This is a genomic window from Pseudomonas sp. FEN, assembly GCF_904067045.1.
Lineage (GTDB): Bacteria > Pseudomonadota > Gammaproteobacteria > Pseudomonadales > Pseudomonadaceae > Aquipseudomonas.
Genome location: NZ_CAJFDC010000010.1, coordinates 280,001 through 304,906, shown reverse-complemented (window position 1 = coordinate 304,906; position 24,906 = coordinate 280,001). Strand labels below are relative to the sequence as shown.

Below are 24,906 nucleotides of genomic sequence, written 5' to 3'. Positions count from 1 at the left end.
GCATGAACAGCCCGCTTATCCAGACAGACCGTTTCGCCCTGAGCGAAACCGAGCGCTCGGCCATCGAGCACGAGCTGCATCACTACGAAGACCCGCGCGCGGCGTCCATCGAAGCCCTGAAGATCGTCCAGAAGGAACGTGGCTGGGTGCCTGACGGCGCGCTCTATGCCATCGGCGAGATCCTTGGCATCCCGGCCAGCGACGTCGAAGGCGTCGCGACCTTCTACAGCCAGATCTTCCGCCAGCCGGTGGGTCGCCACATCATTCGCGTCTGCGACAGCATGGTCTGCTACATCGGCGGCCACGAGTCGGTGGTCGGCGAACTGCAGAGCAAGCTCGGCATCGGCCTGGGTCAGACCACCGCCGACGGCCGCTTCACCCTGCTGCCCGTCTGCTGCCTCGGCAACTGCGACAAGGCCCCGGCGCTGATGATCGACGACGACACCTTCGGCGACGTCCAGCCAGCCGGCGTTGCCAAACTGCTGGAGGGCTACGTATGACCCTGACTTCCTTCGGCCCGGCCAACCGCATTGCGCGCGCGGCGGAAACCCACCCGCTGACCTGGCGCCTGCGTGATGACGCGGAACCCGTATGGCTCGACGAGTACCAGGCCAAGAACGGTTATGCCGCCGCCCGCAAGGCCTTCGCCGACATGGCCACGGACGATATCGTCCAGACCGTGAAGGACGCCGGCCTCAAGGGTCGCGGCGGTGCCGGCTTCCCCACCGGGGTGAAGTGGGGCCTGATGCCCAAAGACGAATCCATGAACATCCGCTACCTGCTGTGCAACGCGGATGAAATGGAACCCAACACCTGGAAAGACCGCATGCTGATGGAGCAACTGCCCCATCTGCTGATCGAAGGCATGCTGATCAGCGCCCGGGCGCTGAAAACCTACCGCGGCTATATCTTCCTGCGCGGCGAATACACCACCGCGGCCAAGCACCTCAATCGTGCCGTGGAAGAAGCCAAGGCCGCCGGCCTGCTGGGCAAGAACATCCTCGGCAGCGGCTTCGACTTCGAGCTGTTCGTCCACACCGGCGCCGGGCGTTACATCTGCGGTGAAGAAACCGCGCTGATCAACTCCCTCGAAGGCCGGCGCGCCAACCCACGCTCCAAGCCGCCCTTCCCCGCCGCCGTCGGCGTCTGGGGCAAGCCGACCTGCGTGAACAACGTCGAGACCCTGTGCAACGTACCGGCGATCATCGGCAACGGCGTCGACTGGTACAAATCCCTCGCCCGCGAAGGCAGCGAGGACCACGGCACCAAGCTGATGGGCTTCTCCGGTAAAGTGAAGAACCCCGGCCTGTGGGAACTGCCGTTCGGCGTCACCGCCCGCGAGCTGTTCGAAGACTACGCCGGCGGCATGCGCGATGGCTTCAAGCTCAAGTGCTGGCAGCCAGGCGGTGCCGGTACTGGTTTCCTCCTGCCCGAGCACCTCGACGCGCAAATGTATGCCGGCGGCATCGCCAAGGTCGGCACCCGGATGGGCACCGGCCTGGCGATGGCGGTGGACGACAGCGTCAACATGGTCTCGCTGCTGCGCAACATGGAAGAGTTCTTCGCCCGTGAGTCGTGCGGTTTCTGCACCCCTTGCCGCGACGGCCTGCCGTGGAGCGTCAAGCTGCTGCGCGCGCTGGAGAACGGCGAAGGCCAGGCCGGCGATATCGAGACCCTGCTGGGTCTGGTCGGTTTCCTCGGCCCGGGCAAGACCTTCTGTGCCCACGCACCAGGTGCCGTCGAGCCCTTGGGCAGCGCCATCAAGTATTTCCGTCCGGAGTTCGAGGCTGGCATCGCACCCAAAGGTGCCGCCATCCCGCCTTTGGCGCGGCCGATCGTAGTCGGCGCATAACGTATCGAAAGGGAGGGCGGTCCGTGCCGCCCTCTTGCTCGCCTGAAGACGCACCGCAATGCGCCAGGCGAGGACCAGGATTCCATTAGCCACGCCCGCAGACGCGGGCCAACGAAGAACTTTGAACCATGGCCACTATCCACGTAGACGGCAAAGCGCTCGAAGTCGATGGGGCGGACAACCTGTTACAGGCTTGTCTGTCGCTAGGCCTCGACATCCCTTATTTCTGCTGGCACCCCGCGCTCGGTAGCGTCGGTGCCTGTCGCCAGTGCGCGGTCAAGCAGTTCAACGACGAAAACGACAAGCGTGGTCGTATCGTCATGTCCTGCATGACCCCGGCTTCCGACGGCAGCTGGATTTCCATCGACGACGAGGAAGCGAAAGTCTTCCGTGCCAGCGTCGTCGAATGGCTGATGACCAACCACCCGCACGACTGCCCGGTCTGCGAGGAAGGCGGTCACTGCCACCTGCAAGACATGACCGTGATGACCGGCCACAACGAGCGCCGTTATCGCTTCACCAAGCGCACCCACCAGAACCAGGAGCTCGGCCCGTTCATCGCCCACGAGATGAACCGCTGCATCGCCTGCTATCGCTGCGTGCGCTACTACAAGGACTACGCCGGCGGTACCGACCTGGGCGTGTTCGGTGCCCATGACAACGTGTACTTCGGTTGCGTCGAAGACGGCACCCTGGAAAGCGAGTTCTCCGGCAACCTCACCGAGGTCTGCCCGACCGGTGTGTTCACCGACAAGACCCACTCCGAGCGCTACAACCGCAAGTGGGACATGCAGTTCTCGCCGAGCATCTGCCACGGCTGCTCCAGCGGTTGCAACATCAGCCCGGGCGAGCGCTACGGCGAACTGCGGCGCATCGAAAACCGCTTCAACGGTTCGGTGAACCAGTACTTCCTCTGTGACCGTGGCCGTTTCGGCTATGGCTACGTCAACCGCGAAGATCGCCCACGTCAGCCACTGCTGGCCAATGGCGCCAAGTTGAGCCTGGACGAAGCACTGGATAAAGCCGCCGAGCTGCTGCGCGGGCGCAACATCGTCGGTATCGGTTCACCCCGCGCCAGCCTGGAAAGCAACTACGCGCTGCGCGAACTGGTGGGTGCCGAGCACTTCTACTCGGGTATCGAAGCCGCTGAGCTGGAACGCATCCGCCTGGTCCTGCAAGTCCTCAAGGACAGTCCGCTGCCGGTGCCGAACATGCGCGACATCGAAGACCACGACGCCGTGTTCGTCCTCGGTGAAGACCTGACCCAGACCGCCGCCCGCATGGCCCTGGCCCTGCGCCAGTCGGTCAAGGGCAAGGCCGAAGACATGGCTGACGCCATGCGCGTCCAGCCTTGGCTCGACGCCGCCGTGAAGAACATCGGCCAGCACGCGCTGAACCCGCTGTTTATCGCCAGCCTCGCTGAAACCAAGCTCGACGACATCGCCGAAGAGTGCGTGCACGCCGCGCCCGACGACCTGGCCCGCATCGGTTTCGCCGTGGCTCACGCCCTCGACGCCAGCGCCCCGGCCGTCGAGGGCCTGGACGCTGAAGCCCAGGCACTGGCCAAGCGCATTGCCGACGCCCTGTTGGCAGCCAAGCGCCCACTGATCATCGCCGGCACCTCCCTGGGTTCCAAGGCGTTGATCGAAGCGGCGGCAAACATTGCCAAAGCCTTGAAGCTGCGCGAGAAGAACGGCTCCATCAGCCTGATCGTACCGGAAGCCAACAGCCTCGGCCTGGCCATGTTCGGAGGCGAATCGCTGGACGCGGCCCTGCAAGCGGTAATCGATGGCAAGGCCGACGCCATCGTCGTGCTGGAAAACGATCTGTACACCCGCACCGACAAAGCCAAGGTCGACGCCGCGCTGAACGCCGCGAAAGTGCTGATCGTGGCCGACCACCAGAAGACCGCCACCAGCGACCGCGCCCACCTGGTGCTGCCAGCGGCCAGCTTCGCCGAAGGCGACGGTACCCTGGTCAGCCAGGAAGGCCGCGCCCAGCGCTTCTTCCAGGTCTTCGATCCGAAGTACCTCGATGCCAGCATCCTGGTCCACGAAGGCTGGCGCTGGCTGCACGCCCTGCGCGCGACCCTGCTGAACCAACCGATCGACTGGACCCAACTGGACCACGTCACCGCCGCCTGCGCCGCCAGCACCCCGCAACTGGCGCGCATCGTCGATGCCGCGCCGTCCGCCGCGTTCCGCATCAAGGGCATGAAACTGGCCCGTGAACCGCTGCGTTACTCCGGCCGGACCGCCATGCGCGCCAATATCAGCGTGCACGAGCCGCGCACCTCCCAGGACATCGACAGCGCCTTCGCCTTCTCCATGGAAGGTTACTCGGGCTCCGTCGAACCGCGCCAGCAGGTGCCGTTCGCCTGGTCGCCGGGCTGGAACTCGCCACAGGCCTGGAACAAGTTCCAGGACGAAGTCGGTGGTCATATCCGTGCCGGCGACCCGGGCACCCGCCTGATCGAAAGCCAGGGCGATGCGCTGAACTGGTTCGCCAATGTGCCGCGCGCCTTCAACCCGGCCCAGGGCACCTGGCAAGTGGTGCCGTTCTTCCACCTGTTCGGCAGCGAGGAAACCTCCTCGAAAGCCGCGCCGGTACAAGAGCGCATCCCGGCGGCCTATGTGTCGCTGGCCAAGTCCGAGGCGGACCGCCTGGGGGTCAACGACGGCGCGCTGCTGAGCCTGAACGTGGCCGGCGTCACCCTGCGCCTGCCGTTGCGCATCAATGAAGAACTGGGCGCTGGCCTGGTGGCCTTGCCGGCCGGTCTGGCAGGCATTCCCCCGGCGATTTTCGGCAAATCCGTTGACGGTCTGCAGGAGGCAGCTCAATGACCTGGTTCACACCTGAAGTGATCGACGTGATCCTCACGGTCATCAAGGCCATTGTCATCCTGCTGGCCGTCGTGGTCGCGGGGGCCTTGCTGAGCTTCGTCGAACGTCGCCTGCTGGGCTGGTGGCAGGACCGCTACGGTCCGAACCGCGTTGGCCCGTTCGGCATGTTCCAGATCGCCGCCGACATGCTGAAGATGTTCTTCAAGGAAGACTGGACACCACCGTTCGCCGACAAGGTGATCTTCACCCTGGCACCGGTGGTGGCCATGAGCGCCTTGCTGATCGCCTTCTCGATCATCCCGATCACCCCGACCTGGGGTGTCGCGGACCTGAACATCGGCCTGCTGTTCTTCTTCGCCATGGCCGGCCTGTCGGTCTACGCGGTGTTGTTCGCCGGTTGGTCGAGCGCCAACAAGTACGCCCTGCTGGGCAGCTTGCGCGCCTCGGCCCAGACCGTGTCCTATGAAGTGTTCATGGGCCTGTCGCTGATGGGCATCGTGGTCCAGGTCGGCTCGTTCAACATGCGCGATATCGTCGACTACCAGGCCCAGCACCTGTGGTTCATCATTCCGCAGATCTTCGGTTTCCTGACCTTCTTCATCGCTGGCGTGGCCGTGACTCACCGTCACCCCTTCGACCAACCGGAAGCGGAGCAGGAACTGGCCGACGGTTACCACATTGAATATGCCGGCATGAAATGGGGCATGTTCTTCGTCGGCGAGTACATCGGCATCATCCTGATCTCGGCATTGCTGGTCACCCTGTTCTTCGGTGGCTGGCACGGTCCGTTCGGCATCCTGCCGCAACTGTCCTTCGTCTGGTTCGCCCTGAAGACCGCGTTCTTCATCATGCTGTTCATCCTGCTGCGCGCTTCGATCCCGCGCCCACGCTATGACCAGGTGATGGACTTCAGCTGGAAATTCTGCCTGCCGCTGACCCTGATCAATTTGCTGGTGACCGCTGCGCTTGTGTTGTTGAACACGCCCGCGGGCGCGGTTCAGTGAGGATTTGACCCATGTTCAAATATATTGGCGACATCGTTAAGGGTACCGGTACCCAGTTGCGAAGCCTGGTGATGATTTTCGGCCACGGCTTCCGCAAACGCGACACCCTGCAATACCCGGAAGAGGCGGTGTACCTGCCGCCGCGTTATCGCGGTCGCATCGTGCTGACCCGCGACCCCGACGGCGAAGAGCGCTGTGTAGCCTGCAACCTGTGCGCCGTGGCGTGCCCGGTGGGCTGCATCTCGCTGCAGAAAGCCGAAACCGACGACGGTCGTTGGTACCCGGAGTTCTTCCGCATCAACTTCTCGCGCTGCATTTTCTGTGGCCTCTGCGAGGAAGCCTGCCCGACCACCGCGATCCAGCTGACACCGGATTTCGAAATGGCCGAGTTCAAACGTCAGGACCTGGTGTACGAGAAAGAAGATCTGCTGATCTCCGGCCCCGGCAAGAACCCTGATTACAACTTCTATCGTGTTGCAGGCATGGCCGTCGCCGGGAAGCCGAAAGGCTCCGCCCAGAACGAAGCCGAGCCGATCAACGTGAAGAGCTTGCTGCCTTAAGGAAGAACGATGGAATTCGCTTTCTATTTCGCATCGGGTGTCGCTGTTCTGTCCACGCTGCGCGTGATCACCAACACCAACCCTGTGCATGCCCTGCTCTACCTGATTATCTCGCTGATCGCCGTGGCGATGACCTTCTTCAGCCTCGGCGCGCCATTTGCCGGAGCCCTGGAAGTGATCGCCTACGCCGGTGCCATCATGGTGCTGTTCGTGTTCGTGGTGATGATGCTGAACCTGGGTCCCGCCTCGGTGCTGCAAGAGCGCGACTGGCTCAAACCGGGGATCTGGATCGGGCCGGTGATCCTCTCCGCCCTGCTGCTGCTCGAACTGCTCTATGTGCTGTTCAGCCATAGCAGCGGCGTGGGCATCGGTCAAACCACCGTGGGCGCCAAGACCGTGGGCATCAGCCTGTTCGGTCCGTACCTGCTGGCGGTCGAACTCGCCTCGATGCTGCTGCTCGCCGCAGCCATCACGGCATTCCACTTGGGCCGCAACGAGGCGAAGGAGTAACTCATGCCTGCTATCCCTTTGGAACATGGCCTGGCTGTCGCCGGTATCCTGTTCTGCCTCGGCCTGATCGGCCTGATGGTCCGCCGCAACATCCTCTTCGTGCTGATGAGCCTGGAGGTGATGATGAACGCCGCCGCCCTGGCCTTCATTGTCGCGGGCGCACGCTGGGCGCAGCCGGACGGACAGATCATGTTCATCCTGGTGATCAGCCTGGCAGCCGCCGAGGCCAGCATTGGCCTGGCGATCCTGCTACAGCTGTATCGCCGCTTCCACACGCTCGATATCGACGCTGCCAGTGAGATGCGCGGATGAACATGATCTTTCTGACTTTCGTATTTCCCCTGATCGGTTTCCTGTTGCTGTCGTTCTCCCGTGGACGCCTCTCGGAAAACCTCTCGGCCCTGATCGGTGTCGGCTCCATCGGCCTCTCGGCCATCGTGGCGGCCTATGTGATCTGGCAATTCAACGTCGCGCCGCCCGAGGGTGGTCACTACACCCTGGTGCTGTGGCAGTGGATGTCGGTGGCGGGCTTCGCCCCCAACTTCGCCCTGTATGTCGACGGCCTGTCGATCACCATGCTCGGCGTGGTGGTCGGCGTGGGTTTCCTGATCCACCTGTTCGCGTCCTGGTACATGCGCGGTGAAGACGGTTACTCACGCTTCTTCGCCTACACCAACCTGTTTATCGCCAGCATGCTGTTCCTGGTGCTCGGCGATAACCTGTTGTTCCTGTACTTCGGCTGGGAAGGCGTGGGCCTGTGCTCCTACCTGTTGATCGGTTTCTACTACAGCAACCGCAACAACGGTAACGCCGCCCTCAAGGCCTTTATCGTCACCCGCATCGGCGACGTGTTCATGGCCATCGGCCTGTTCATCCTGTTCACGCAGCTGGGCACGCTGAATATCCAGGAACTGCTGGTCAAGGCGCCGGAGCACTTCAAGGTCGGCGATTTCTGGATCGTCCTGGCGACCCTGATGCTGCTGGGCGGCGCGGTCGGTAAATCGGCGCAACTGCCACTGCAGACCTGGTTGGCCGACGCGATGGCCGGTCCTACCCCGGTTTCGGCACTGATCCACGCCGCCACCATGGTGACCGCCGGTGTCTACCTGATTGCCCGTACCCACGGTCTGTTCAGCCTGGCGCCGGATATCCTGCACCTGGTTGGCATCGTCGGCGGCGTGACCCTGGTCCTGGCCGGCTTCGCCGCCCTGGTCCAGACCGACATCAAGCGGATCCTCGCCTACTCGACCATGAGCCAGATCGGCTACATGTTCCTGGCCCTGGGCGTCGGCGCCTGGGAAGGCGCGATCTTCCACCTGATGACCCACGCCTTCTTCAAGGCCCTGCTGTTCCTCGCATCCGGCGCAGTGATCGTTGCCTGCCACCACGAGCAGAACATCTTCAAGATGGGTGGTCTGTGGAAGAAACTGCCGCTGGCCTACACCAGCTTCATCGTCGGTGGTGCCGCCCTGTCCGCCCTGCCGATCGTGACCGCCGGTTTCTACTCCAAGGACGAAATCCTCTGGGAAGCCTTCGCCAGCGGTAACCAGAATCTGCTCTATGCCGGTCTGGTCGGTGCGTTCATGACCTCGCTGTACACCTTCCGCCTGATCTTCATCGCCTTCCACGGTGAAACCAAGACCCAAGCCCATGCCGGCCACGGGATTGCCCACTGGCTGCCACTGGGCGTGCTGATCGTGCTGTCGACCTTCGTCGGTGCCTGGATTCATCCACCACTGGCGGGTGTCCTGCCGGAAAGCGCCGGGCATGCCGGTGGCGAAGCCAAGCACAGCCTGGAAATCGCCTCGGGCGCCATCGCCCTGGCCGGTATCCTGCTGGCGGCCGTGTTGTTCCTTGGCAAGCGTCGCTTCGTGACCGCCATCGCCAACAGCGGCATCGGGCGTTTCCTCTCGGCCTGGTGGTTCGCCGCCTGGGGCTTCGACTGGATCTACGACAAGCTGTTCGTCAAGCCGTACCTGGCGATCAGTCATCTGCTGCGCAAAGACCCGCTTGACCAGACCATCGGCCTGATCCCGCGTATGGCCAAGGGCGGTCACACCGCCCTGAGCCGCACCGAGACCGGTCAGCTGCGCTGGTATGCCGCGTCGATCGCCGCCGGTGCCGTCGTGGTGCTGGGCGCCATTGTGCTGGTAGCGGTCTGACTATGAACCTTGCGACATTGCGAAAGGAATTGAGCCCGTCATGATTCTGCCTTGGCTAATCCTGATCCCCTTTATCGGTGGCCTGCTGTGCTGGCTGGGTGAGCGCGTCAGCTCCACCCTCCCGCGCTGGATTGCGCTGCTGACCATGTCCCTCGAACTCGCCCTCGGCCTCTGGCTGTGGGCCCACGGGGATTTCCATCTGGCCCCGGCGCCTGGCGCCGATCCGACCTTCGCGCTTGAGTTCAAGCATGTCTGGATCCAGCGCTTCGGCATCAACGTGCACCTGGCGCTCGACGGCCTGTCGCTGTTGATGATCCTGCTGACCGGTCTGCTGGGTATCCTCTCGGTGCTCTGCTCGTGGAAAGAGATCCAGCATCGCGTGGGCTTCTTCCACCTGAACCTGATGTGGATCCTGGGCGGTGTCATCGGCGTGTTCCTGGCCCTCGACCTGTTCATGTTCTTCTTCTTCTGGGAAATGATGCTGGTGCCGATGTACTTCCTCATCGCGCTCTGGGGTCACAGTTCTTCGGACGGCAAGAAAACCCGGATCTACGCGGCGACCAAGTTCTTCATCTTCACCCAGGCTTCCGGCCTGATCATGTTGGTGGCGATCCTCGGTCTGGTCCTGGTCAACTTCAACAACACCGGCGTGATGACGTTCAATTACACCGACCTGTTGAAAACCAAGATGTCGCTGAGCACCGAGTACATCCTGATGCTCGGCTTCTTCATCGCCTTCGCGGTGAAACTGCCGGTGGTGCCGTTCCACTCCTGGCTGCCGGACGCCCACGCCCAGGCCCCCACGGCGGGTTCCGTGGACCTAGCGGGTATCCTGTTGAAGACCGCTGCCTATGGTCTGCTGCGTTTCGCCCTGCCGCTGTTCCCGAATGCCTCGGCGGAGTTCGCGCCGATTGCCATGACCCTGGGCCTGGTCGGGATCTTCTACGGCGCGTTCCTGGCCTTCGCGCAAACCGACATCAAGCGGCTGATCGCCTTCTCCAGCGTTTCGCACATGGGCTTCGTGCTGATCGGGATCTACTCCGGCAGCCAGCAGGCCCTGCAAGGCGCGGTGATCCAGATGCTCGCCCACGGCTTGTCGGCGGCGGCACTCTTTATCCTCAGCGGCCAACTCTACGAGCGTACCCATACCCGCGACATGCGTGAGATGGGTGGCCTGTGGTCGAAGATCGCCTACCTGCCAGCCATCAGCCTGTTCTTCGCCGCCGCGTCGCTGGGCCTGCCAGGCACCGGCAACTTCGTCGGCGAGTTCCTGATCCTGATCGGTACCTTCGTGGCAACACCGTGGATCACCGCGATTGCCACTTCGGGCCTGGTGTTCGGTTCGGTCTACTCGCTGATCATGATTCACCGTGCCTACTTCGGCCCGTCCAAATCCGATGCCGTGATGCATGGCATGGATGGCCGCGAACTGATCATGGTGCTGGGACTGGCGGTTCTGCTGATCTACATCGGCGTGTACCCGCAACCGTTCCTCGATACCTCCGCCGCCACCATGCATGGTGTGCAGCAGTGGCTCGGCACCGCCCTCACTCAACTCGCTTCGGCCCGGTAAGAGCGCTATGGACCTGACGACTCAACACTTTATTGCGCTTGCACCGCTGCTGATCACCAGTCTCACCGTTGTCGTGGTGATGCTGGCGATCGCCTGGCGCCGCAACCACTCACAGACCTTCCTGCTCTCGGTGGCGGGTCTCAACCTGGCGCTGCTGTCGATTATCCCGGCACTGAAAGTCGCGCCACTGGCCGTGACAACGCTGATCCAGATCGATGACTTCGCCTGTCTGTACATGGCCTTGATCCTGGTCGCCACCCTGGCTTGCGTCACCCTGGCCCATGCTTATCTGGGTGATGGCGGCGACGGCTACCCGGGCAACCGTGAAGAACTCTACCTGCTGATCCTGATGGCCGCCGCCGGCGGCCTGGTCCTGGTCAGCGCGCAGCACCTGGCCAGCCTGTTCATCGGCCTGGAACTGCTCTCGGTACCGGTCTACGGCCTGGTGGCTTACGCCTTCTTCAACAAGCGCTCGCTGGAAGCCGGCATCAAGTACATGGTGCTGTCGGCCGCGGGTTCGGCCTTCCTGCTGTTCGGTATGGCCCTGCTCTACGCCGAAGCCGGTACCTTGAGCTTCACGGGTATCGGTCAGGCCCTGGCGGCCACCGGTTTGCCGAGCCCGATTGCCCAGCTGGGCCTGGGCATGATGCTGGTCGGCCTGGCGTTCAAATTGTCGCTGGTACCTTTCCACCTCTGGACCCCGGACGTCTACGAAGGCGCCCCGGCACCGGTGGCGGCGTTCCTCGCCACCGCCAGCAAGGTGGCGGTGTTTGCCGTGATGATCCGCCTGTTCCAGATCTCGCCGGTGGCCAGCAGTGGCGTGCTGAGCAATGTCCTGGCGGTGATCGCCGTGGCCTCGATCCTGATCGGTAACCTGCTGGCGCTGACCCAGAACAACCTCAAGCGTCTGCTCGGTTATTCGTCCATCGCCCACTTCGGTTACCTGCTGATCGCCCTGGTGGCGAGCAAGGGCATGGCCGTGGAAGCCATGGGCGTGTACCTGGTCACCTACGTGATCACCAGCCTCGGCGCCTTCGGCGTGATCACCCTGATGTCCTCGCCTTACAAGGGCCGTGACGCGGACGCCCTGTACGAATACCGCGGCCTGTTCTGGCGCCGTCCGTACCTGACCGCGGTACTGACCGTGATGATGCTGTCGCTGGCCGGTATCCCGCTGACCGCTGGCTTTATCGGCAAGTTCTACATCATCGCTACCGGTGTCGAATCCCATCACTGGTGGCTGATCGGCTCGCTGGTGCTGGGCAGTGCTATCGGGGTGTTCTACTACTTGCGCGTGATGGTCACCCTGTACCTGATCGAACCAAACCTGCGTCGGGTCGATGCCCAGCTGCACTGGGAACAGCAGGCGGGTGGCGTGATGCTGCTGGCGATCGCGGTACTGGCCTTCTTCCTCGGCCTGTACCCGCAACCGCTGCTGGAGCTGGTGCAACACGCGGTGCTGGCAAGCTAAGCATTCGCTGGTGTCCCCAACACCCCGCCCGAGGCAACTCCGGCGGGGTGTTTTGTTTCCACCCTCCTACACCTACAGGGGGGATATAGACCCAGATCAATACTTCTCAAGATCCAATGCCTTAACTTCGCGACCTTTTGCGAACGATCCGACCATGGCCCTCCCCTCCCCCGAACTGCTGGCCCCCGCCGGCACCCTGAAGAACATGCGTTACGCCTTCGCCTATGGCGCCGACGCGGTCTACGCCGGCCAGCCACGCTACAGCCTGCGGGTGCGCAACAACGAGTTCGACCATGCCAACCTGGCCCTCGGCATCCGCGAAGCCCAGGACCAGGGCAAACGCTTCTACGTGGTGGTGAACATCGCCCCGCACAATGCCAAGCTCAAGACCTTTCTCAAGGACCTGGCACCGGTGATCGCCATGGCCCCCGATGCGCTGATCATGTCCGATCCGGGCCTGATCATGCTGGTACGCCAGCATTTCCCGCAGATGCCGATTCACCTGTCGGTGCAGGCCAACACGGTGAACTGGGCCAGCGTGCAGTTCTGGCAGCAACTGGGGCTGAGCCGGATCATCCTCTCCCGGGAGCTGTCCCTGGAGGAAATCGGCGAAATCCGCGAGCAAGTGCCGGACATGGAGCTGGAGGTGTTCGTCCACGGCGCGCTGTGCATGGCTTATTCCGGGCGCTGCCTGCTCTCCGGGTACATGAACCGGCGCGATGCCAACCAGGGCAGTTGCACCAACGCCTGCCGCTGGCAGTACAAGGCCCAGCCGGCCGCGGAAAACCTGTTGGGCGAGATTGTCCAGGCCTTCGACCCCGTCGAGCCGACCTTGGGTCTGGGCGCACCGACCGAACAGGTATTCCTGCTTCAGGAGGCCCAGCGACCGGATGAATCGATGCCGGCCTTCGAGGACGAACACGGCACCTACATCATGAATGCCAAGGACCTGCGCGCCGTGCAGCATGTCGAGCGGCTGACTCGCATGGGTGTGCATTCGCTGAAAATCGAAGGCCGGACCAAATCGCATTTCTACTGTGCGCGAACGACCCAGGTCTATCGCCGGGCGATTGACGATGCAGTGGCCGGACGGGGGTTTGACCGCAGCCTGATGCATGACCTGGAATCACTGGCCCAGCGTGGCTATACCGAGGGTTTCCTGCGCCGGCATGTGCATGACGAATATCAGAACTATCAGCACGGCAGTTCGGTCTCGGAACGCCAGCAGTTTGTCGGCGAACTGACGGGGGAACGGCGCGAGGGACTGGCGCAGGTCAAGGTGAAGAACCGTTTCGGGGTCGGTGATCATCTGGAGCTGATGACCCCCGCGGGCAATCTGCATTTCGATCTGGATGAGCTGCGCAATGAGCGCGGTGAGCGGATCACGGTCGCACCCGGGGATGGGCACACGGTGTACCTGCCGGTGCCGGATGGGGTGGCGTTGCAATTCGGCTTGTTGATGCGGGATCTCACGACCGGCGAACAATAAACTGTGGATGGCAAGCAAGCCCTGATACCACCCAGTTAAAGCCGGACACGGTCCCTGTGGGAGCGGTGCTTGCCCGCGAAGCTTCTGGCGGCCTCCAGGGCCCCTTCGCGGGCAAGCACCGCTCCCACAGTATCTGTGCCGTACGCAGGAATTGCGTCAGACACAAAACTGTAGGGGCTGGCCTGTTAGATCCGGAACTGCCCCACCAGTTTGCCCAGACGCTGCCCCAGGTCCGCCAGGCTACGGGAGGTCTGGGCCCCCCGCTGGGTTTCATCGGCCATGCTGTCCACCGCCGTGGCGATCTGGTGCACGCTGCGGTTGATCTCTTCGGCCACCGCGGTCTGCTCCTCGGCGGCGCTGGCGATCTGCGCGTTCATCGTGTTGATGGTGCCGATCAACTGCGCCATGGTATCCAGCGATATCCCGGCCTCATTGGCCCGATCCGAGGTACCGTCACCAGCCTCGCTGGAACGGCGCATCGCTTCCACCGCCACCTGCGTGCCCGTTTGCAGGCGGTCGATCATGCTCTGGATTTCCTGGGTGCTTTGCTGGGTCCGGCTGGCCAGTGCCCGCACTTCATCGGCCACCACCGCAAAGCCACGCCCCGCTTCGCCGGCCCGCGCGGCCTCGATGGCGGCATTGAGCGCCAGCAGGTTGGTCTGCTCGGCGATGGAACGAATCACCCCCAGTACGCTGACAATCGAGGTCACGTCCTGCTGCAGGCTGTCCAGGGAGGTACCGCTGTGGCGTATGTCCTTCACCAGCGCATGGATCTGCTGGATACTGCCATCGACCACGCGCTTGGCGGCCTGGCCTTCGGCATCGGTCTGCTGCGCCGCAACCGAGGCCCCCTGGGCACCACGAGCCACCTCCTGGGCCGCCGAGGACATCTGGTTGATCGCCGTGGCGACCTGGTCGGTTTCGTGGCGCTGGCGCTCCATCGCCTGTTCCGAACGCAGGGCCTGATCGCTGACCTGGGCGACCAATGTGGTCAGTTGCACGGTCATTTCGCTGATCTGCCGCACCAGGCCATGGATCTTGTCGACAAAGCGGTTGAAGGAACCGGCCAACTGCCCCAGTTCGTCCTGGCTGGTGATCGCCAGGCGCCGTGTCAGGTCACCTTCCCCGGCGGCGATATCGTCCAGGTTGAGCTTCATCAGTTGCAGCGGTCGTAAAATACCATTGGCCATCAATACACCGAGTACCGCGATCACCAGCAGCACGACCAGAGCGATCCCGAAGATACTCAGGACTACCCCTGCCATGCGCTGATGGACCTTGGCCTCCACCTCCGCGACCTGAGCCTCGATGCCATCGAGGTTGACGAAGGTCCCGATGGCCAGATCCCACTTGGGCAGGAATTCGGTGTACGCGATCTTCGGCACCAGCACTTGTTCGTTGGTGGCCAGCGATGCGCTGTATTTCAGGTAGTGGGTACCGTCCTTGGCAACCCGGACCAACTCGCGAGTGAAGTAGACGCCATTCGCATCGTGGGCATCGTTGAAGTTTTTACCGACGCCATCGGGGTTATCGCTCTTGAACACCCGCACGATCTGCGAGTCGGTGCCAAAAAAGTAACCGTCCTTGCCAAACTTGATACTCGACAGCAGTTTCACCGCCTGGGCCCGGGCCACCATGTCGCCCGGGGCAGAGGCATCGTAGAGCGGCTTGATCGCAGTGATCGCCAGGTTGACGTAATTCTGCAAGGTCACCTTGGACTCCGAGAGCAACCGCTGGCGGGTTTCCTCCACTTCATCCTTGGCCTGATTCTGCAGTATCCACACCATGGTCAGGCTGATCACTACGGCGCAGAGCAATACCGGCAGTACCGCGAGGGATACGACTTTGGTCTTCAGGCTCAGACTCATGATGGTGCTCTCGTTCTTATAGGAATAGACAGTCAACAGGTTAACGGCTCGGGAAGAGCAAAGTTGAGCATCGTGGCGGTGGGCCGACGATGCCTTTAAATCCGGAACTGCCCCACCAGCTTGCCCAGGCGCTGCCCCAGGTCCGCCAGGCTACGGGAGGTCTGGGCCCCCCGCTGGGTTTCATCGGCCATGCTGTCCACCGCCGTGGCGATCTGGTGCACGCTGCGGTTGATCTCTTCGGCCACCGCGGTCTGCTCCTCGGCGGCGCTGGCGATCTGCGCGTTCATCGAGTTGATGGTACCGATCAACTGCGCCATGGTATCCAGCGACACACCGGCCTCATTGGCCCGATCCGAGGTGCCGTCACCGGCCTCGCTGGAACGGCGCATCGCTTCCACCGCCACCTGCGTGCCCGTTTGCAGGCGGTCGATCATGCTCTGGATTTCCTGGGTGCTTTGCTGGGTCCGGCTGGCCAGTGCCCGCACTTCATCGGCCACCACCGCAAAGCCGCGCCCCGCTTCGCCGGCCCGCGCGGCCTCGATGGCGGCATTGAGCGCCAGCAGGTTGGTCTGCTCGGCGATGGAACGAATCACCCCCAGTACGCTGACAATCGAGGTCACGTCCTGCTGCAGGCTGTCCAGGGAGGTACCGCTGTGGCGTATGTCCTTCACCAGCGCATGGATCTGCTGGATACTGCCATCGACCACGCGCTTGGCGGCCTGGCCTTCGGCATCGGTCTGCTGCGCCGCAACCGAGGCCCCCTGGGCACCACGAGCCACCTCCTGGGCCGCCGAGGACATCTGGTTGATCGCCGTGGCGACCTGGTCGGTTTCGTGGCGCTGGCGCTCCATCGCCTGTTCCGAACGCAGGGCCTGATCGCTGACCTGGGCGACCAATGTGGTCAGTTGCACGGTCATTTCGCTGATCTGCCGCACCAGGCCATGGATCTTGTCGACAAAGCGGTTGAAGGAACCGGCCAACTGCCCCAGTTCGTCCTGGCTGGTGATCGCCAGGCGCCGTGTCAGGTCGCCCTCCCCGGCGGCGATATCGTCCAGGTTGAGCTTCATCAGTTGCAGCGGACGCAAAATGGTATTGGCCATCAGTATCCCGAGGACCGCGATAAACAGCAGCACCACCGCGGTGATCCCGAGGATGCTCAGAATCACCCCTTCCATGCGCTGATGGACCTTGGCCTCCACCTCCGCGACCTGAAGCTCGATGCCGTCAAGGTTGACGAAGGTACCGACGGCCAGATCCCACTTGGGCAGGTATTCGGTGTAACCAATCTTCGGTACCAACACTTGCTCGTTGGTGGCCAGCGACGCGCTGTATTTCAGGTAATGGGTACCGTCCTTGGCGACCTGGACCAGGTCACGGTTGACGTAGACACCATTCGGGTCGCGGGCGTCCTTGAAGCTCTTGCCGACGCCATCGGGGTTATCGCTCTTGAACACCCGCACGATCTGCGAGTCATAGCCGAAAAAGTAGCCGTCCTTGCCATACTTGATATTCGACAGCAGTTTCACCACCTGGGCCCGGGCCGCCAGGTCGCCCGGCGCGGCCGCATCGTAGAGCGGCTTGATCGCGGTCATCACCTGGGTGACGTAATTCTGCAAGGTCACCTTGGCTTCCGAAACCAACCGCTGGCGGGTTTCCTCCACCTCATTCCTGGCCTGATTTTGCAACATCCATACCGTGGTCAAGCTGATCACCACGGCGCAGAGCAATACCGGCAACACTGCGAGGGACACGACTTTGGCCTTCAAGCTCAGACGCATGATGGTTCTCTCTTGTCGGAATAGGCGCTCAACGGGTTAACGGCTTGGGATAACCAAAGTTGAGCCTAGTGGCTATTCATACACGCAAATGATGCACTTTGGATATCAGCCAATGCCTCGTTGACGCTATTCCCCACACCAGTCCGCCGCCCGACGAACCCGTTCAGGGTCTAGCGACGCGGCACGTCGACCGTCACCAGCAGCCCGCCGAGGGGGCTGCTCGACAAACGCAAGTCGCCGCCCCAGGCCTCGACGATATCGCGCACAATGCCCAGGCCCAAACCATGCCCGCGGATCTGCTCGTCCAGGCGCGCGCCTCGGCTGAACACCTGCGCCCGGCTCTGCGGCGGGATGCCCGGTCCATCATCCTCGATCCCCAGGCGATAGCCCGCCGATACTTCGACAATACTCAGGCATACCCGCGCATCGGCCCACTTGCAGGCGTTGTCCAGCAGATTGCCGAGCAACTCCAACAGGTCCTCGCGATCCCAGGGCAACTGCAGCCCGGCCAGAACCTCATGGGACAACTGCAAGTGCTCGCCATGGATCATGCGCAGGGTCGAGAACAGTGCCGGCAGTTCCGTATCGCAATCGAATGCCGCGCCGGGCAAGGTGTCCCCCGCCAGCCGTGCGCGTCCCAACTCCCGTTCCAGGCGTTGCTGAATCTGCTCCAGTTGCTCGCGCAAGGTTTGCCGCAGCAGCGGGTGCGCCTCCAATTCCGCACTGGAGGTCAGGCTCAGCATGACCGCCAGGGGCGTCTTGAGGGCATGCCCGAGATCGCCCAAGGCGTTGCGCGAACGCTTGAGGCTGCCCTCGGTGTGGGTCAGCAGGCGATTGATCTGCGACACCAGCGGCTCCAGTTCCCGTGGCACCTGGGTATCAAGTTGTGAACGGCGCCCTTGTTGCAACTGGGCAATTTGCTTGCGGGCGTTTTCCAACGGTTGCAACGCCCGACGCACGGTAACCCGTTGCAGCAGCAGGATCACGATCAGTGCCGCCAGGCCGATGCCCAGGCCAACCCGTTGCATCAGCTGGAAACTGCGGCGGACCGGCGTGTAGTCCTGGGCCACGCTGATACTGATCGATTGGCCCAGACGCCGGTAGTCCGAACGCAGCACCAGGAGCATCTGCCCTTCCGGCCCCAGTTGCAGGTTGGCATGCAGCCCCGCCTGCTCGACGCTGGGCAGGTCCTGGTCCCAGAGCGAACGTGAGCGCCAGTGCTGATCGGCGAAATCAATACGGAAATAATGCCCCGAAAAGGGCCGCAGATAGGCCGGCGACAAGCGTCGTTCATCCAGTTTCAGGCCTGCGGGGCTACGCACCAACGCCACCAGCAGGCTCTCACTGTCAGCGTGCAACCCGTCCTCCAGATAACGTTGCAGGCCCAGCTCGAACAGCCAAAGGCTGGTCGGCGCCACCACCAGTCCGGCGACCAGCAATACGCTGAGCAATCCCAGGCTCAAGCGGCGCTGAATCGACTTCACTAAGCCACGCCGCCAAATCGATAACCCTGGCCACGGCGGGTTTCGATCACAGCGCGCCCCAGCTTGCGGCGCAGGTGATTGACGTGCACCTCCAGCACATTGGAATCACGCTCGGTTTCGCCGTCGTAGAGATGCTCGGCCAAATGGCTTTTCGACAGGATCTGTTGCGGGTGCAACATGAAATAGCGCAACAGCCTGAACTCCGCCGCCGTGAGCTGAACATCGCCATCCTCGCGGCTGACACACTGGCGGCCTTCATCCAGATGCAGGCCAGCGGCTTTCAGGGTCGGTTGGTTGGCTTGGCCGCGGGCTCGGCGTAACAGCGACTGGACCCGCAACTGCAACTCCTGCGGATGAAACGGTTTGGTCAGGTAATCGTCGGCACCGGCCTTGAGCCCTTCGATACGCTCGGCCCAGGAACCGCGCGCGGTGAGGATCAGCACCGGCACCGCGAGGTTGTCGGCACGCCATTGGTGCAGTACCTCGAGCCCCGACAAGCCTGGCAAGCCAAGATCGAGAATGACCAGGTCGTAGGGCTCGACGGTTCCCTGACGGAGCGCGTCGCGCCCATCAGCCAGCCAGTCGACGGCATAACCCTGGCGCGTGAGACCGGCTATCAGTTCGTCCGCCAGGGGAACATGGTCTTCCACCAACAACAGCCGCATCAATCGTCTTCCTTGTCTTTCAATAAACGACCACTACTGGCATCCAGTTCGATATCCCGCACCACACCGGCCCGGGTCAGCAGTTCGACGTCATAGATATAGAGGTCATGCCGGGTCACCAGTTCGGCTTCCAGCAGCTTCGCCCCGGGATAGTGGTTCAAGGCCTCCTGCAGCAACTGCTCCAGCGGCATGATGATGCCCTGACGGCGCAAGCGCAGGGCTTCGTCCTGATCCAGGTCGCGGGCCGAAACCATCGAGCAGAAAGCCACAAGCGCGAGCAGGCCGCAGGCGCGCAGATTCAACGTCATTAACTGTCCTGATGATCCTTGAGAACCCGCCCGTCGATGGTGTCCGATTCAATATCCCGCTCAGTTCCTTGAGCACCGCGCAGTTCTATCTGATAAGGGAAGTCGCCATTTCGTTCATTACGAGGCTCAGTATCAACCGAGCCTTCCGATACCACAGGCTAAACACCACAACTTAATCAAAACTGAATTTCCTCCACGGCCATCCACCCTGGCGGGTGGCTTTTGCAGAGCAACAACTGTCGAAGACCGTGACCTCCCTTATAATCCCGGTCCCGGTAGAACGAGAACCGTATGACTGCCATCCATATCAAGTTTCCCGCCTTGACCCTCAAGGCCGGCAAGCGGACCTTGCGACGCATTCGCGAACAAGGCTTGAAAGCCGCGGATGTCGGGACCCTGCCTGGTGCGGCCGGCGGCCCCAAGGCCCTCGGCATCCAGGGCCTGGACCTGGCGCTGTTCGGCGAGTGGCTGCCGGCCAGCCCGCGGGAACGGTCGCTGATCGGTGCGTCCATCGGCGCCTGGCGCTTCGCCAGCGCCTGCCTGCCCGACGCCGCCGAGGGCATCAGGCGACTGGGCCAGCTCTACAACGAACAAAGCTTTGCCAAGGGCGTGAGCATGGCTCAGGTCAGCGAGAGCTGCCGACGCATGCTCCATGACCTGCTCGATGGCCGCGACGCGTCAATCCTGACGAACAGCCATTACCGCCTGAACGTGGTCATCGTGAAGAGCCACGGTCTGCTCGCCGACGATCATCGTGGACGCCTCGGGCTTGGGCTGTCGTCGGTCATCGCCAACAACCTGATGAGGCGTTCGCGACTGTCGCGACATTTCGAACGGGTCATCCTGCATGATCCGCGACTGGCCCCTCCCCTTCAGGCACTCGAGGACTTTCCGTCACGCTGCCTGCCCCTGGCCGCGGACAATCTGCGCCAGGGCCTGCTGGCGTCCGGCTCCATCCCGATGGTGATGGAAGGTGTGCGCGATATCGCCGGGGTCGGCGCTGGCACCTACCGCGATGGCGGGCTGTTGGACTATCACCTGGACCTGCCCTACAGCGGCACGGATGTGGTGCTGTATCCGCATTTCACCGACAAGGTCATTCCCGGCTGGTTTGACAAGACCCTGCCTTGGCGTCGGGGCAGCCCGGACCGCTTGCGGGACGTGTTGCTACTGGCGCCTTCGCGGGAATACCTGGCCCGCCTGCCCCACGGCAAGCTTCCCGACCGCAACGACTTCAAGCGTTACCTGGGCGATGACAAGGGACGCCAGGCCTATTGGCGCAAGGCGATGGAGCAGAGCCGACGCCTGGGCGACGAGTTTCTCGAACTGGTCGACAACGGCCGCCTGGGGGAGCGCCTGTTGGCGCTTTGATGCGCTTGCCGCACAAGCTGTTAAACTGCGCCCTGCATTCATCGGCTGCGCGCTGGCCACCCTTCAGAGCTGACATTACCGTGGAAATCTTCAAAGAATTTACCTTCGAATCCGCCCATAGACTGCCCCATGTACCGGACGGCCATAAATGCGGTCGCCTGCATGGTCATTCGTTCAAGGTGGCGATTCATCTGAGCGGCGAGATGGACCCGCACAGCGGCTGGATCCGTGACTTCTCGGAGATCAAGGCGATCTTCAAGCCGCTGTATGAGCGTCTGGACCACAACTACCTGAATGATATTCCCGGCCTTGAGAACCCCACCAGCGAGAACCTGGCGAAGTGGATCTGGCAGGAGTTGAAGCCGTTGCTGCCTGAGCTGTCGGCCATCCGCATTCATGAGACCTGCACCAGCGGCTGCATTTATCGCGGGGAGTGAATTCCCTGGATAAGAAAACCACCTGCACAGGTGGTTTTTTTGTGTCCGGGATTTGAGTCCAGCAGCGCCTATTTCGGTCGTCTTCGGTAAGCGTCCGACAATCCCACCTCGACAGCCTCGTTCCACTTGGAGACTAGTTCGAAGCTCATAGCGCTCAGACGTGATCGCGCCTCATCTCTGCCCATTCAATCAACGCCTGGATTGATGGCCCGAGTGCATGGCCAATAGGCGTGAGCTGATACTCCACCCTAGGTGGCACCTGCGGGTACACCGTCCGGAGTACGATACCGTCCTTTTCTAGCTGCTTAAGCTGTTGGATCAGCATCTTCTGATTGATCCCCTCGATCAATTTCTCCAGATCCGAGAAACGAAGCGCGCCCTTTGCCGCGAAAAGCTGGCACAAGATGATGATCTTCCATTTCCCTTCCAGTACGCGAAGAGTTTCAGTCGTCGCCTCAGCCCAGTTTCTTCGATTTTGTGGATCGTCGCAGTTCCAGTCTCGTCCCATTTCTCTCTCGCAAGTGAGTTACCCACCTTTTGGTGTGTACTTACCATTATCTCATGAGCCCCCTAAAATCGGTGCGAGGCAATCAATTAAAGAGGTTGAGGCATGAAAATCGGCATCATTGGAGCCGGAAATATCGGGGGCACCATCGCCCGTAAGCTTATAGCTGCCGGTCATGAGATCCGTGTAGCAAACTCTGGAGGCGTCAACGGCGTTCGTGCGTTCGCCGAAGAAATTGGAGCGGAACCTGTAGATATTCGAGGCGCGGTAGATGGGGTGGATGTGATCGTACTGTCGATACCGCTACCTGCGTTGAGCGCACTCCCTTCTGACCTGTTTACCTCTGTGCCTGACAGCGTCCCGGTTGTCGACACCAGTAACTACTACCCTGGTTTGCGTGACCCCCACATTGATGAAATCGATCAAGGAATGACGGAAAGCGTCTGGGTGACTAAGCAAATTGGGCGTCCTGTGGTTAAAGCTTTCAACAATGTGCTGGCCTATACCTTGGCAGAGCTAGGTCTTCCGGAGGGCACTGAAGGTCGCCTGGCGGCAGCGGTAGCGGGTGACGATCCCGGGGCCAAAGAGACGGTAATGTCTCTGGTGAACCAAGCTGGCTTCGATCCAGTAGACGGCGGTTCTCTTGATGAGTCCTGGAGGCAACAACCGTCCACACCATGCTATTGCTGTGACTATGACGCTGAAACCATGCGCAGGGCTCTAGCAGTAGCAGTTAAGGGACAGGCAGCAGTAAAGCGAGATGAACTGCCCCAGCACTTCGAACGGCTCGGGCCGAACCCAAGTCATGGCGATGTTGTAGCCATGAACCGTTCCTTCAACCCGCTGGATTAACGTTGGGCCTGACAGCGCCTATTTGGCCTATTCGCAGCGGTGCGGCGAATAGGCCCTCAAGCCCCGCACCCAATATTTCGACGCCACAAAAACAAAACCCCTGATCGCGTTAGCAATCAGGGGTTTTGGAATTTAATCTTGACGATGACCTACTCTCACATGGGGAAACCCCACACTACCATCGGCGATGCATCGTTTCACTGCTGAGTTCGGGATGGGATCAGGTGGTTCCAATGCTCTATGGTCGTCAAGAAATTCGGTAGCCAGCTCGTTTTCTCTTGCGAGATCACGCTCCAGCAAATGGATATGTGACAGCTTGGTGTTTTGTGAGTCGCAAACTTTCGGTTCGTTTCGTCTTCACACACCGCAATCTGGTGCCCCTTCGCTCTTCAGCTGGAAGCGTGCAAATTGCTTGGGTGTTATATGGTCAAGCCTCACGGGCAATTAGTACAGGTTAGCTCAACGCCTCACAGCGCTTACACACCCTGCCTATCAACGTCGTAGTCTTCGACGGCCCTTCAGGGAACTCAAGGTTCCAGTGAGATCTCATCTTGAGGCAAGTTTCCCGCTTAGATGCTTTCAGCGGTTATCTTTCCCGAACATAGCTACCCGGCAATGCCACTGGCGTGACAACCGGAACACCAGAGGTTCGTCCACTCCGGTCCTCTCGTACTAGGAGCAGCCCCTCTCAAATCTCAAACGTCCACGGCAGATAGGGACCGAACTGTCTCACGACGTTCTAAACCCAGCTCGCGTACCACTTTAAATGGCGAACAGCCATACCCTTGGGACCGGCTTCAGCCCCAGGATGTGATGAGCCGACATCGAGGTGCCAAACACCGCCGTCGATATGAACTCTTGGGCGGTATCAGCCTGTTATCCCCGGAGTACCTTTTATCCGTTGAGCGATGGCCCTTCCATACAGAACCACCGGATCACTAAGACCTACTTTCGTACCTGCTCGACGTGTCTGTCTCGCAGTCAAGCGCGCTTTTGCCTTTATACTCTACGACCGATTTCCGACCGGTCTGAGCGCACCTTCGTACTCCTCCGTTACTCTTTAGGAGGAGACCGCCCCAGTCAAACTACCCACCATACACTGTCCTCGATCCGGATAACGGACCTGAGTTAGAACCTCAAAGTTGCCAGGGTGGTATTTCAAGGTTGGCTCCACGCGAACTGGCGTCCACGCTTCAAAGCCTCCCACCTATCCTACACAAGCAAATTCAAAGTCCAGTGCAAAGCTATAGTAAAGGTTCACGGGGTCTTTCCGTCTAGCCGCGGATACACTGCATCTTCACAGCGATTTCAATTTCACTGAGTCTCGGGTGGAGACAGCGCCGCCATCGTTACGCCATTCGTGCAGGTCGGAACTTACCCGACAAGGAATTTCGCTACCTTAGGACCGTTATAGTTACGGCCGCCGTTTACCGGGGCTTCGATCAAGAGCTTCGCGTTAGCTAACCCCATCAATTAACCTTCCGGCACCGGGCAGGCGTCACACCCTATACGTCCACTTTCGTGTTTGCAGAGTGCTGTGTTTTTAATAAACAGTCGCAGCGGCCTGGTATCTTCGACCGGCATGGGCTTACGGAGCAAGTCCTTCACCCTCACCGGCGCACCTTCTCCCGAAGTTACGGTGCCATTTTGCCTAGTTCCTTCACCCGAGTTCTCTCAAGCGCCTTGGTATTCTCTACCCAACCACCTGTGTCGGTTTGGGGTACGGTTCCTGGTTACCTGAAGCTTAGAAGCTTTTCTTGGAAGCATGGCATCAACCACTTCGTCATCTAAAAGACAACTCGTCATCAGCTCTCGGCCTTAGAATCCCGGATTTACCTAAGATTCCAGCCTACCACCTTAAACTTGGACAACCAACGCCAAGCTGGCCTAGCCTTCTCCGTCCCTCCATCGCAATAACCAGAAGTACAGGAATATTAACCTGTTTTCCATCGACTACGCTTTTCAGCCTCGCCTTAGGGACCGACTAACCCTGCGTCGATTAACGTTGCGCAGGAAACCTTGGTCTTTCGGCGTGGGTGTTTTTCACACCCATTGTCGTTACTCATGTCAGCATTCGCACTTCTGATACCTCCAGCAAGCTTCTCAACTCACCTTCACAGGCTTACAGAACGCTCCTCTACCGCATCACCTAAGTGATACCCGTAGCTTCGGTG

20 protein-coding genes, 2 rRNA genes and 2 pseudogenes (1 of these 24 running past the window's edge) are annotated in these 24,906 nt (G+C 61.3%); 14 read left to right on the top strand and 10 right to left on the bottom strand.

The annotated features are described in order from the left end of the window. The first annotated feature begins 2 nt into the window (after positions 1-2). The 11 genes from nuoE (at position 3) to yegQ (ending at position 13,464) form a co-directional block, all read left to right on the top strand. Positions 3-500, top strand: coding sequence for an NADH-quinone oxidoreductase subunit NuoE (gene nuoE, locus PFEN_RS10075; RefSeq protein ID WP_191486690.1), 498 nt, complete (start codon positions 3-5; stop codon positions 498-500). Then, entirely contained in the window at positions 497-1,852 is a 1,356-nt protein-coding gene (nuoF, locus tag PFEN_RS10070; protein WP_191486689.1) for an NADH-quinone oxidoreductase subunit NuoF, read from the top strand. The genes nuoE and nuoF overlap by 4 nt, the downstream gene beginning before the upstream one ends. A gap of 128 nt (positions 1,853-1,980) precedes the next feature. After that, positions 1,981-4,695, top strand: a complete 2,715-nt coding sequence (gene nuoG / locus PFEN_RS10065; RefSeq protein WP_191486688.1) for an NADH-quinone oxidoreductase subunit NuoG — start codon at positions 1,981-1,983, stop codon at positions 4,693-4,695. Next, on the top strand, positions 4,692-5,699 hold the full coding sequence (gene nuoH / locus PFEN_RS10060) for an NADH-quinone oxidoreductase subunit NuoH (protein ID WP_191486687.1): 1,008 nt from the start codon (positions 4,692-4,694) through the stop codon (positions 5,697-5,699). Before nuoG ends, nuoH begins: the two co-directional genes overlap by 4 nt. Positions 5,700-5,710: 11 nt before the next feature. Further along, positions 5,711-6,259 (top strand): NADH-quinone oxidoreductase subunit NuoI, encoded by a 549-nt coding sequence (gene nuoI, locus PFEN_RS10055; protein ID WP_093421186.1) that lies wholly within the window; start codon positions 5,711-5,713, stop codon positions 6,257-6,259. Positions 6,260-6,268: 9 nt separating this feature from the next. Beyond that, entirely contained in the window at positions 6,269-6,769 is a 501-nt protein-coding gene (nuoJ, locus tag PFEN_RS10050; protein ID WP_191486686.1) for an NADH-quinone oxidoreductase subunit J, read from the top strand. Between the two features lie 3 nt (positions 6,770-6,772). Then, positions 6,773-7,081, top strand: a complete 309-nt coding sequence (nuoK, locus tag PFEN_RS10045; protein WP_191486685.1) for an NADH-quinone oxidoreductase subunit NuoK — start codon at positions 6,773-6,775, stop codon at positions 7,079-7,081. Next, positions 7,078-8,931, top strand: a complete 1,854-nt coding sequence (nuoL, locus tag PFEN_RS10040) for an NADH-quinone oxidoreductase subunit L (RefSeq protein WP_191486684.1) — start codon at positions 7,078-7,080, stop codon at positions 8,929-8,931. Before nuoK ends, nuoL begins: the two co-directional genes overlap by 4 nt. A 40-nt stretch (positions 8,932-8,971) precedes the next feature. Next, a complete protein-coding gene (gene nuoM / locus PFEN_RS10035; protein WP_191486683.1) occupies positions 8,972-10,504 on the top strand; it encodes an NADH-quinone oxidoreductase subunit M in 1,533 nt (510 codons plus the stop codon). Between the two features lie 7 nt (positions 10,505-10,511). Further along, a complete protein-coding gene (gene nuoN / locus PFEN_RS10030; RefSeq protein ID WP_191486682.1) occupies positions 10,512-11,975 on the top strand; it encodes an NADH-quinone oxidoreductase subunit NuoN in 1,464 nt (487 codons plus the stop codon). 154 nt (positions 11,976-12,129) lie between these two features. Then, on the top strand, positions 12,130-13,464 hold the full coding sequence (gene yegQ / locus PFEN_RS10025; protein ID WP_191486681.1) for a tRNA 5-hydroxyuridine modification protein YegQ: 1,335 nt from the start codon (positions 12,130-12,132) through the stop codon (positions 13,462-13,464). A gap of 185 nt (positions 13,465-13,649) precedes the next feature. On the opposite strand, the gene PFEN_RS31405 is transcribed toward yegQ, so the two are convergent. From PFEN_RS31405 to PFEN_RS10000, 7 genes and pseudogenes are all read right to left on the bottom strand, one after another. Then, entirely contained in the window at positions 13,650-14,405 is a 756-nt protein-coding gene (locus PFEN_RS31405; RefSeq protein WP_412071422.1) for a methyl-accepting chemotaxis protein, read from the bottom strand. Positions 14,406-14,507: 102 nt separating this feature from the next. Further along, a pseudogene (locus PFEN_RS31400) lies at positions 14,508-15,251 on the bottom strand (cache domain-containing protein); the annotation flags it as partial. 176 nt (positions 15,252-15,427) lie between these two features. Next, positions 15,428-16,183: a methyl-accepting chemotaxis protein gene (locus tag PFEN_RS31395; RefSeq protein ID WP_412071421.1), complete on the bottom strand. Its 756-nt coding sequence runs from the start codon at positions 16,181-16,183 to the stop codon at positions 15,428-15,430. A 102-nt stretch (positions 16,184-16,285) separates the two neighbouring features. Beyond that, positions 16,286-17,020: pseudogene (locus tag PFEN_RS31390) on the bottom strand (cache domain-containing protein); the annotation flags it as partial. A gap of 260 nt (positions 17,021-17,280) precedes the next feature. Next, positions 17,281-18,594, bottom strand: coding sequence for an ATP-binding protein (locus PFEN_RS10010; protein WP_191486678.1), 1,314 nt, complete (start codon positions 18,592-18,594; stop codon positions 17,281-17,283). Next, on the bottom strand, positions 18,594-19,259 hold the full coding sequence (locus PFEN_RS10005; protein WP_191486677.1) for a response regulator transcription factor: 666 nt from the start codon (positions 19,257-19,259) through the stop codon (positions 18,594-18,596). The genes PFEN_RS10010 and PFEN_RS10005 overlap by 1 nt, the downstream gene beginning before the upstream one ends. Next, entirely contained in the window at positions 19,259-19,567 is a 309-nt protein-coding gene (locus PFEN_RS10000) for a PepSY domain-containing protein (protein ID WP_191486676.1), read from the bottom strand. The genes PFEN_RS10005 and PFEN_RS10000 overlap by 1 nt, the downstream gene beginning before the upstream one ends. A 291-nt stretch (positions 19,568-19,858) precedes the next feature. Between PFEN_RS10000 and PFEN_RS09995 the strand changes: the two genes are divergently transcribed. Together PFEN_RS09995 and queD are read left to right on the top strand one after the other, a co-directional pair. Beyond that, a complete protein-coding gene (locus PFEN_RS09995; RefSeq protein ID WP_191486675.1) occupies positions 19,859-20,938 on the top strand; it encodes a patatin-like phospholipase family protein in 1,080 nt (359 codons plus the stop codon). A gap of 80 nt (positions 20,939-21,018) precedes the next feature. Further along, the gene (gene queD, locus PFEN_RS09990) at positions 21,019-21,375 is read left to right on the top strand and encodes a 6-carboxytetrahydropterin synthase QueD (protein ID WP_191486674.1); all 357 of its coding nucleotides are present in this window, start codon (positions 21,019-21,021) and stop codon (positions 21,373-21,375) included. A 154-nt stretch (positions 21,376-21,529) separates the two neighbouring features. Here queD and PFEN_RS09985 read toward each other — a convergent pair whose 3' ends face one another. Continuing rightward, positions 21,530-21,883, bottom strand: a complete 354-nt coding sequence (locus tag PFEN_RS09985) for a winged helix-turn-helix transcriptional regulator (protein WP_191486673.1) — start codon at positions 21,881-21,883, stop codon at positions 21,530-21,532. A gap of 102 nt (positions 21,884-21,985) precedes the next feature. On the opposite strand from PFEN_RS09985, the gene PFEN_RS09980 reads away from it, so the two are divergent. Further along, positions 21,986-22,732 (top strand): NADPH-dependent F420 reductase, encoded by a 747-nt coding sequence (locus PFEN_RS09980; RefSeq protein WP_191486672.1) that lies wholly within the window; start codon positions 21,986-21,988, stop codon positions 22,730-22,732. A gap of 136 nt (positions 22,733-22,868) precedes the next feature. Here the strand turns inward: PFEN_RS09980 and rrf are convergent. Together rrf and PFEN_RS09970 are read right to left on the bottom strand one after the other, a co-directional pair. Beyond that, a 5S ribosomal RNA gene (rrf, locus tag PFEN_RS09975) occupies positions 22,869-22,984 on the bottom strand. Between the two features lie 171 nt (positions 22,985-23,155). Further along, a 23S ribosomal RNA gene (locus PFEN_RS09970) occupies positions 23,156-24,906 on the bottom strand; it runs 1,140 nt beyond the window's last position.

Coding starts and splice junctions, on each gene's coding strand:
- nuoE (WP_191486690.1), top strand. CDS start 3: ATGAACAGCCCGCTTATCCAGACAGACCGTTTCGCCCTGAGCGAAACC.
- nuoF (WP_191486689.1), top strand. CDS start 497: ATGACCCTGACTTCCTTCGGCCCGGCCAACCGCATTGCGCGCGCGGCG.
- nuoG (WP_191486688.1), top strand. CDS start 1,981: ATGGCCACTATCCACGTAGACGGCAAAGCGCTCGAAGTCGATGGGGCG.
- nuoH (WP_191486687.1), top strand. CDS start 4,692: ATGACCTGGTTCACACCTGAAGTGATCGACGTGATCCTCACGGTCATC.
- nuoI (WP_093421186.1), top strand. CDS start 5,711: ATGTTCAAATATATTGGCGACATCGTTAAGGGTACCGGTACCCAGTTG.
- nuoJ (WP_191486686.1), top strand. CDS start 6,269: ATGGAATTCGCTTTCTATTTCGCATCGGGTGTCGCTGTTCTGTCCACG.
- nuoK (WP_191486685.1), top strand. CDS start 6,773: ATGCCTGCTATCCCTTTGGAACATGGCCTGGCTGTCGCCGGTATCCTG.
- nuoL (WP_191486684.1), top strand. CDS start 7,078: ATGAACATGATCTTTCTGACTTTCGTATTTCCCCTGATCGGTTTCCTG.
- nuoM (WP_191486683.1), top strand. CDS start 8,972: ATGATTCTGCCTTGGCTAATCCTGATCCCCTTTATCGGTGGCCTGCTG.
- nuoN (WP_191486682.1), top strand. CDS start 10,512: ATGGACCTGACGACTCAACACTTTATTGCGCTTGCACCGCTGCTGATC.
- yegQ (WP_191486681.1), top strand. CDS start 12,130: ATGGCCCTCCCCTCCCCCGAACTGCTGGCCCCCGCCGGCACCCTGAAG.
- PFEN_RS31405 (WP_412071422.1), bottom strand. CDS start 14,405: ATGGAGCGCCAGCGCCACGAAACCGACCAGGTCGCCACGGCGATCAAC.
- PFEN_RS31395 (WP_412071421.1), bottom strand. CDS start 16,183: ATGGAGCGCCAGCGCCACGAAACCGACCAGGTCGCCACGGCGATCAAC.
- PFEN_RS10005 (WP_191486677.1), bottom strand. CDS start 19,259: ATGCGGCTGTTGTTGGTGGAAGACCATGTTCCCCTGGCGGACGAACTG.
- PFEN_RS10000 (WP_191486676.1), bottom strand. CDS start 19,567: ATGACGTTGAATCTGCGCGCCTGCGGCCTGCTCGCGCTTGTGGCTTTC.
- PFEN_RS09995 (WP_191486675.1), top strand. CDS start 19,859: ATGACTGCCATCCATATCAAGTTTCCCGCCTTGACCCTCAAGGCCGGC.
- PFEN_RS09985 (WP_191486673.1), bottom strand. CDS start 21,883: ATGGGACGAGACTGGAACTGCGACGATCCACAAAATCGAAGAAACTGG.
- PFEN_RS09980 (WP_191486672.1), top strand. CDS start 21,986: ATGAAAATCGGCATCATTGGAGCCGGAAATATCGGGGGCACCATCGCC.